Origin of the sequence: Curtobacterium sp. GC_Cur_3 (assembly GCF_026544205.1) — a bacterium.
Lineage (GTDB): Bacteria > Actinomycetota > Actinomycetes > Actinomycetales > Microbacteriaceae > Curtobacterium.
In genome coordinates this window covers 1-7416 of record NZ_JALNUI010000058.1, presented here as the reverse complement: position 1 = coordinate 7416, position 7416 = coordinate 1, and the positions used below count along the sequence as shown (strand labels likewise).

Sequence of the window (7416 nt, the reverse complement as noted above, 5' to 3'; positions counted from 1 at the left end):
GGCAGCAGCTCAGCGCGGGCGTCGGCGCTTCCGTCGGAGCATGCGCAGCGTCAGGCCGAGCCCGAGCGCCAACACGACGAGCACGACGAGCAGCGCCGCGGCGACCTTCACGAGCAGGGCCGCTCCGATGAAGAGCACCGCGAAGACCACCCACACGAGGATGTCCATCGCGATGCTCGAGACCCGGTCCACCTGCGGAACGCTACCTGCTCGGCGGAGGCGAGCCGAGCCTCCAGGCCGTGCCGCGCCGCGCCGCGCCGACCGGTCCGGACACGGACCGAGCCCTGCGGACGAGGGAAAGGGGCCGTGCGGCGCTGACGCGACTTCGCACGACCCCTCTCGTGCCGGCACCGCCCCCACAGCGGCACCGGCGATGTCGGCCACGCTCAGTGAGTGTGGCCGACGTCGACTCCGCTCAGCGAGCGGCGTCGACGTCCTTGGCGAGCGTCCCGAGGTAGAGCTCGATGACCTTGGGGTCATCAGCGAGCTCCCGCCCGGTGCCCGAGTACGCGTTCCGACCCTGGTCGAGCACGTACCCACGATCGCAGATCTGGAGACAGCGTCGCGCGTTCTGCTCGACCATGATGATCGACACCCCCGCCTTGTTGATGCGCCGGGTGCGGATGAAGGTCTCGTCCTGGCGCACCGGGGACAGTCCGGCGCTCGGCTCGTCGAGCAGCAGCACCTTCGGGTCCATCATCAGCGCCCGGGCCATGGCGACCGACTGCCGCTCACCACCGGACAGCGATCCGGCGCGCTGGCCCTTCCGCTCGCCGAGGACGGGGAACAGGTCGTAGATGACCTCGAGCCGTTCGGCGAACTTCTTCGGGCGGAGGTAGATGCCCATCTGCAGGTTCTCCTCGATCGAGAGCGAGGGGAACACGTTGTTCGACTGCGGCACGAAGCCGACGCCGGCCTGCACGAGCTTGTTCGCCTTCATGTTCGTGATGTCGGCGCCCTCGAGGGTCACCGAACCCTCGCGGACCGAGACCAGGCCGAAGAGGGCCTTGAGCAGCGTCGACTTGCCGGCGCCGTTCGGTCCGATGATCCCGATGAGCTCGCCCGGGTAGCACTCCAGGTCACAGCCGTTGAGGATGTTGACGCCCGGCAGGTACCCGGCGACGAGCCCACTGGCGCGCATCACCGGATCCAGGGTGGCCGTACCGGATGCTGCTGCCGGACTGGAGGCTCGCCCCGCGTCCGCGCCGGTCGTCGCGTGGGACCCGTTGGTCGCGGATGACCCGTTGGTCGCGTGGGACCCGTTGGTCGCGTCGGTCATCGGGTGGCCTTCCCCTCGTCGGCGGCGTCGGCCGCGCCTGCTGTGGTGTCGTGCGTCGCGCTGGGCGCCGCGTGGTCCTCGTCGGCGACCTCCTCGGCGAGTTCCTCGTAGGTCTCCTCGGTGAGGAGCGAGTCGTCGCCCAGGTCCGTGTCGTGGTGGGCACCCAGGTAGGCGTCGATGACGGCCTGGTCGTCCATCACGGTCGAGGCAGGACCCTCGGCGACGACACGGCCCTCGGCCATCACGACGACCCAGTCCGAGATGTGCCGGACCATGTGCATGTCGTGCTCGACGAAGAGCACCGTCATGCCGTCGTCGCGCAGGGACTGGATGTGGCCGAGGAGCGACTGGGTCAGCGCGGGGTTCACGCCGGCCATCGGCTCGTCGAGCATGATCATCGTCGGGTCTGACATCAGCGCCCGCGCCATCTCGAGGAGCTTCCGCTGACCGCCCGAGAGCGAGCCCGCGTAGTCGTCCTTCTTCTCGAGGAGCTTGAACCGGGCCAGGAGGTCCTCGGCCTTCGCCGTGATCTCCTTCTCGCGCTTGGACCACAGCGGTCGGATGAGCGCGGCGAAGAAGTTCTCGCCGGGCTGGTCCTTCGCGCCGAGGAGCATGTTCTGCATCACGGTGAGGCGGGACAGCGCCTTGGTCAGCTGGAACGTGCGGACCATGCCGGCACGGGCGACCTTCGCGGCGCCGGTGTTGCCGAGCGTCGCGCCGTTGAACTGCCAGCGCGCCTCTTTCCCGCTCGTCGGCTTGTCGAAGCCGGTGAGCAGGTTGAAGAAGGTGGTCTTGCCGGCGCCGTTCGGGCCGATCAGCGCCGTGATCGACCCGCGCTGGACCTCGAGGTGGTCGACGTCGACCGCGGTCATGCCGCCGAACTTCCGGCTGATGTTGTCGACGGTCAGGATCGCGTCGGGCTTCGACGCCCCGGGCGTGTGCGACACCGTGGTCGCGGGTGCGTGCTGCTCAGACACTGAACGTCAGCTCCTTCTTGTTGCCGAGGAGTCCCTGTGGGCGGAACACGATGAGGAGCATGAGCGCGACACCGACGAGCACGTAGGAGAACTGCTCCGCCTGCTGCGCGTTCATGATCGAGTTCGGGATGAAGTCCCCGGCCAGGGTGCGGATGCCGAGTCGGACGACGAAGAACAGCACCGCGCCGAGCACCGGGCCGAACACCGTCGCCGCCCCACCGAGGATGAGCGCCGTCCAGATGAAGAACGTCATCGAACGACCCATCGCGTCCGGCTGCACCGAACTCGGGATGACGTAGATGATCCCGGCGAGTGCTCCGAGCGCACCACCGAACACGAGCGCCTGCATCTTGTACGAGTAGACGCTCTTGCCTAGCGAGCGCACGGCGTCCTCGTCCTCGCGGATGGCCTTCACGACGCGACCCCAGGGGCTGCGCATGAGCAGGAACAGCACCAGCGTGAACAGGGCGACGAGGCCCCAGCCGACGATCCGGATCCACCAGCCGTTGACCCCGTTGTTGGAGTACGTGAACCAGAGGATCGTGGTGGTGCCGTCTGGCAGGAAGCTCAGGGCGTTGAACGGGTCGCGGTAGCTCGAGCCGGTGATGCCGTTCGAGCCGCCCGTGGTCGTGGTCAGCAGACTCGAGCGCCCGACCATCCGGATGATCTCCGCACCGGAGATCGTCACGATCGCCAGGTAGTCGCCGCGGAGCCGGAGTGTCGGGATGCCCAGGATGATCGCGAACACGATCGAGACCAGCAGGGCGACCAGGACGGCCATCCCGAGGGGCAGACCGTTCGTGATCGAGATGGCGAACCCGTAGGCGCCGAGCAGCAGGAACGCCGCCTGGCCCATGTTGACGAGTCCGGTGAGGCCGAAGTGCACGTTCAGCCCGATGGCGGCGAGCGCGAACGCGGCCGTCGTGGGCGCGAGGGCCTCCTGCGTCAGAGAACTGAGGAGGTTGAGGATGTAGTCCATGGCGGCGCTCCCTTAGCCGATCCGCTCGGCGCGGCCGAAGATGCCCTGCGGCCGGAACAACAGGATGAGGATGAGGATGACGAGGGCGGTGGCGTACTTGAAGTCACCCGGCAGCACGAGGTTCGTGAGCTCGACGACGACGCCGATGATCATCGACCCGACGAGTGCGCCGTAGGCGGTACCGAGGCCACCGAGCGTCACCGCCGCGAACATGAGCAGGAGCAGCTGCAGGCCGGTCTGCCAGTTGACGCCGTTGAGCACGAGGCCGAGCATCACGCCCGACAGCCCGGCGAGACCGGCGGCGAGCGTCCACACGAAGCGGATGACCCGGTCGACGTCGATGCCGGAGGCCGACGCGAGGGCCGGGTTGTCCGACACCGCGCGGGTGGCCCGGCCGAAGCGGGTCTTCGCGAGGAACAGCCCCGTGAGGATGAGCACGACGAGCGCGATCGCCATCGCCACGTAGGACTGCACCGTCAGGGTCACCCCGGCGAACGTCACCGTCTGGGGGTTGCTCTGCTGGATGCGGACAGTCGAGGCGCCGAAGAAGTACTGGAAGGCGTACTGCGCTGCGATCGAGAGACCGATGGTGACGATCATGAGCTGCGTGAGGCTGATGCGTCGGCGACGGAGCGGACTCCAGATCACCATGTCCTGCAGGTACCCACTCGCCGCGCAGATGATCACGACGATCACCCCCGCGACCCAGATGTTCATGTGGAGCTGGTTCGCGAACGTGTACGCGAGGAGGCCACCGAGGGTCACCTGCTCACCGTGCGAGAAGCTCGAGAGGCCGGTCGTGCCGTAGATCAGCGACAGACCGATCGACGCCAGGGCGATGAGCAGCCCGAGCCGGATCCCCGACACGAACTGCTGCCACGCCCGCGCCGCGGTGACGCTCGTGCCGGCGTCGGACGTGGTGGCGCCCTTCTGGTCGGACAGCTGGAAGATCTGCCCGGCGTTCGCGTTGAGGTTCGCCTGCACGGTGCGCTTGGCGTCTGCGGCGTTCGTCAGGAACTGGCCCTTGGGCAGCGTGTCCTGGTCGACGGTGACCGAGTACTGGCCAGCTGCCGGCACGCTCACGGCCCAGCGGCCCTGCGCGGACGTGGTGGACGTCGCCGCGAAGCCCGCGGGCCCCGCCACGTCGACGTCCACGCCGACAGCGGGCTCCCGCTTGCTGTCGAGGATCGTGCCCTGGATGCAGCCGTTCGACGTGCTCACGGTGCAGGGCTGGTTCGACGACGGGGCCGAGCTGGCGCTGGCGCTCGCCGTCGCGGCGGGGGTGGCGCCCTGGGCGGGGATCGTCACCGCCCAGTCGATCAGGAAGGTCGCCAGGAAGGCCGCGACGAGCACGACGACGAGCACCAGTCGACGACGACCTGGCGCACCGGGGCGGAACCGGCGCAACAGCGCCGGCCCCGCAGGAGTTGTGGATCCCACGGAAGAGCCTCTCGTTCGGATGCCGAGGAACCTATGGGCTTTTTGTGACACCCGTGTTTCCAACGTGTTCCCTGTGTGATTCGTGCCGTAACTGTGATGCTGTGGAGGAACGGTCGGCAAGGACTCCACAGCCGGAATGCGCATCGCGGCTCCCGCGTTAGCATGTTCCATCCGGAACCCGACGCTGCGTCCGGTGTCTCGACCACTTCACGCGCCCACGAAGGGGACCCATGGACCAGCCGGATCCGTTCGGATTCATCGGACTCACGTACGACGACGTCATGCTCCTGCCCGGGCACACCGACGTCATCCCGAGCGAGGCGTCGACCGCGTCCCGGCTCACCAAGCGGATCTCCGTCAGCGTCCCGCTGCTCTCCGCGGCGATGGACACCGTCACCGAGTCCCGCATGGCCATCGCCATGGCGCGACAGGGCGGCATCGGCATCCTGCACCGCAACCTCTCGATCGAGGACCAGGCCGCGTACGTCGACAAGGTCAAGCGGTCCGAGTCGGGCATGATCACCAACCCGGTGACCACGACCCCCGACGCCACCGTGGCCGAGGTCGACGCACTCTGCGGCCAGTTCCGCGTCTCCGGCCTTCCCGTGATCGAGGCCGACGGCACCCTCGTCGGCATCATCACCAACCGTGACATGCGCTTCGTCGCGCCGTTCGAGCAGCAGACCACGCTCGTCCGCGACGTCATGACGAAGGCCCCGCTGATCACCGCGCTCGAGGGCATCGACCCCGAGTCGGCGATCGCGATCTTCGCGCAGCACAAGATCGAGAAGCTGCCGCTCGTCGACGCGGACGGCAAGCTCCGCGGGCTCATCACCGTCAAGGACTTCGACAAGAGCGAGCAGTACCCCGACGCCACCAAGGACGACGAGGGCCGGCTGCGCGTCGGTGCCGCGATCGGCTTCTTCGGTGACGCCTGGCAGCGTGCCGAGGCACTCCGTGACGCCGGCGTCGACGTGCTCGTCGTCGACACCGCGAACGGCGAGAGCGAAGGCGTGCTCGACATGGTCCGCCGCCTCAAGGCCGACCGCTCCTTCGACGCCATCGACGTGATCGGCGGCAACGTCGCGACCCGTGCCGGCGCACAGGCGCTCATCGACGCGGGCGTCGACGCCGTCAAGGTCGGCGTCGGACCCGGCTCCATCTGCACCACCCGCGTCGTCGCCGGCGTCGGTGTCCCGCAGGTGACCGCGGTGTACGAGGCCTCCCTCGCCGCACGAGAGGCCGGCGTCCCGATCATCGCGGACGGCGGGCTGCAGTACTCGGGCGACATCGCAAAGGCCCTGGTCGCCGGTGCCGACACCGTGATGCTCGGCTCGCTGCTCGCGGGCACGGACGAGTCCCCCGGGGACCTGGTCTTCGTCAACGGCAAGCAGTTCAAGGCGTACCGCGGGATGGGCTCCCTCGGCGCACTGCAGACCCGTGGCAAGAAGACCTCGTACTCGAAGGACCGCTACTTCCAGGCGGACGTCCCCAACGACGACAAGCTCATCCCCGAGGGCATCGAGGGCCAGGTCCCCTACCGCGGTTCCGTCGGCAACGTCGTGTACCAGCTGACCGGCGGACTCCGGCAGTCGATGTTCTACGTCGGCGGACGCACCATCCCCGAGCTGAAGGCCCGCGGCAAGTTCGTCCGCATCACGGCGGCCGGGCTCAAGGAGTCGCACCCGCACGACGTGCAGATGGTCGTCGAGGCACCGAACTACAGCCGCTGACGCACCACCCGCACGCCTGACGCCCCTGGTCAGTGAGACGCCGCCGATTCCGGCACCGCCTCGCGGACCAGGGGGCGTCTCGCGGTGACGGGCGCGTCCTCCTCCACAGGCACAGACTGCCGGGAGGCTTTCCCCACCTCCGCCATCCGCCGCACGCCCGTCGCGCGGTCACGCCACGGTGGTCTGCATGCTGTATCCCGCTCCCACCGTCCTGACCGGCCTGCCGTCGGCGCTGGTCGACCCCGTCCGGCTCTTCCACGGCACCGCAGTCGAGCGCCGCGACTGGAACGCACTCGGGCCGCTCGAGCGGCGGCGACTCGTCGTCCGGGCCCGCGCCGCCACACTGCAGGCCGACGGCGTCGTGTCCCACAGGTCTGCCGCGGCGCTGTGGGAGTTCCCGGACCACGGCCATCCCGACTGGCGGCTCCACGTCATCGACACCCGGATCCGCAAGACCCACAGCGGCCGCGGTGTCATCCGCCACGTCGGTCGTCTCGCCGAGGACGAGGTGGTGGTGCTCGAGGGCACCCGGGTGACCTCGCTCCTGCGGACGGTGGTCGACCACCTGCACACCGTGTCCTTCGAGCACGCGGTGGTGGTGCTCGACCACCTGCTCCGACGAGGGGAGCTCGACCGGGACACCCTCGCCCAGGCTCTCGCTGCCCGCCGAGGTCAACGCGGATCACGGACCGCAGCATCGGCCCTGGCGTTCGCGGACCCGGCCGCGGAGTCTCCTGGCGAGTCGATCAGCCGCGTGACGATGCGGCGGCTCGGGGTCGTGCCGCCCGTCTTGCAGCAGGAGTTCACCACGGCAGAGGGTCACTTCCGCGTCGACTTCTGGTGGCCGGAGGCCGGGGTGATCGGCGAGTTCGACGGCCGGGTGAAGTACGACGACCGCGATGTGCTGTGGGACGAGAAGCGCCGCGAGGACGCCCTCCGCCGGCTGCCCGGTGTGCAGTCCTTCGCGCGCTGGGGCATGCGCGAGGCCCAGGACCCCGTCCTCCTCGC

General features: G+C 69.0%; 7 protein-coding genes. 2 read left to right on the top strand and 5 right to left on the bottom strand.

Annotated features, from left to right (window positions below; genetic code table 11):
• Nucleotides 1-9 precede the first annotated feature (9 nt).
• The 5 genes from OXR63_RS17840 to OXR63_RS17820 all read right to left on the bottom strand — a co-directional run bounded on the left by OXR63_RS17840 (nucleotide 10) and on the right by OXR63_RS17820 (nucleotide 4588).
• Nucleotides 10-192 carry a hypothetical protein gene (locus tag OXR63_RS17840; RefSeq protein WP_194626316.1) on the bottom strand — a complete coding sequence of 61 codons (183 nt, stop codon included), beginning with the start codon at nucleotides 190-192 and terminating at the stop codon, nucleotides 10-12.
• Between the two features lie 223 nt (nucleotides 193-415).
• On the bottom strand, nucleotides 416-1141 hold the full coding sequence (locus OXR63_RS17835) for an ABC transporter ATP-binding protein (protein WP_267425561.1): 726 nt from the start codon (nucleotides 1139-1141) through the stop codon (nucleotides 416-418).
• Nucleotides 1142-1275: 134 nt separating this feature from the next.
• Nucleotides 1276-2256, bottom strand: coding sequence for an ABC transporter ATP-binding protein (locus OXR63_RS17830; RefSeq protein ID WP_267425558.1), 981 nt, complete (start codon nucleotides 2254-2256; stop codon nucleotides 1276-1278).
• Entirely contained in the window at nucleotides 2249-3235 is a 987-nt protein-coding gene (locus OXR63_RS17825; RefSeq protein WP_071276616.1) for a branched-chain amino acid ABC transporter permease, read from the bottom strand. The genes OXR63_RS17830 and OXR63_RS17825 overlap by 8 nt, the downstream gene beginning before the upstream one ends.
• Nucleotides 3236-3247: 12 nt before the next feature.
• The gene (locus tag OXR63_RS17820) at nucleotides 3248-4588 is read right to left on the bottom strand and encodes a branched-chain amino acid ABC transporter permease (RefSeq protein WP_441315727.1); all 1341 of its coding nucleotides are present in this window, start codon (nucleotides 4586-4588) and stop codon (nucleotides 3248-3250) included.
• A gap of 317 nt (nucleotides 4589-4905) precedes the next feature.
• Between OXR63_RS17820 and guaB the strand changes: the two genes are divergently transcribed.
• Complete coding sequence (gene guaB, locus OXR63_RS17815; protein ID WP_267425554.1) at nucleotides 4906-6408, top strand: IMP dehydrogenase; 1503 nt, start codon at nucleotides 4906-4908, stop codon at nucleotides 6406-6408.
• Between the two features lie 187 nt (nucleotides 6409-6595).
• Nucleotides 6596-7416, top strand: an 821-nt coding sequence (locus OXR63_RS17810; protein WP_267425551.1) for a hypothetical protein, incomplete at its 3' end; no start/stop codon positions are given.

What these genes read in the sequence shown, in the direction of transcription:
- OXR63_RS17825 (WP_071276616.1), bottom strand. Translation starts at nt 3,235, where the DNA reads ATGGACTACATCCTCAACCTCCTCAGTTCTCTGACGCAGGAGGCCCTC.
- OXR63_RS17835 (WP_267425561.1), bottom strand. Translation starts at nt 1,141, where the DNA reads ATGCGCGCCAGTGGGCTCGTCGCCGGGTACCTGCCGGGCGTCAACATC.
- guaB (WP_267425554.1), top strand. Translation starts at nt 4,906, where the DNA reads ATGGACCAGCCGGATCCGTTCGGATTCATCGGACTCACGTACGACGAC.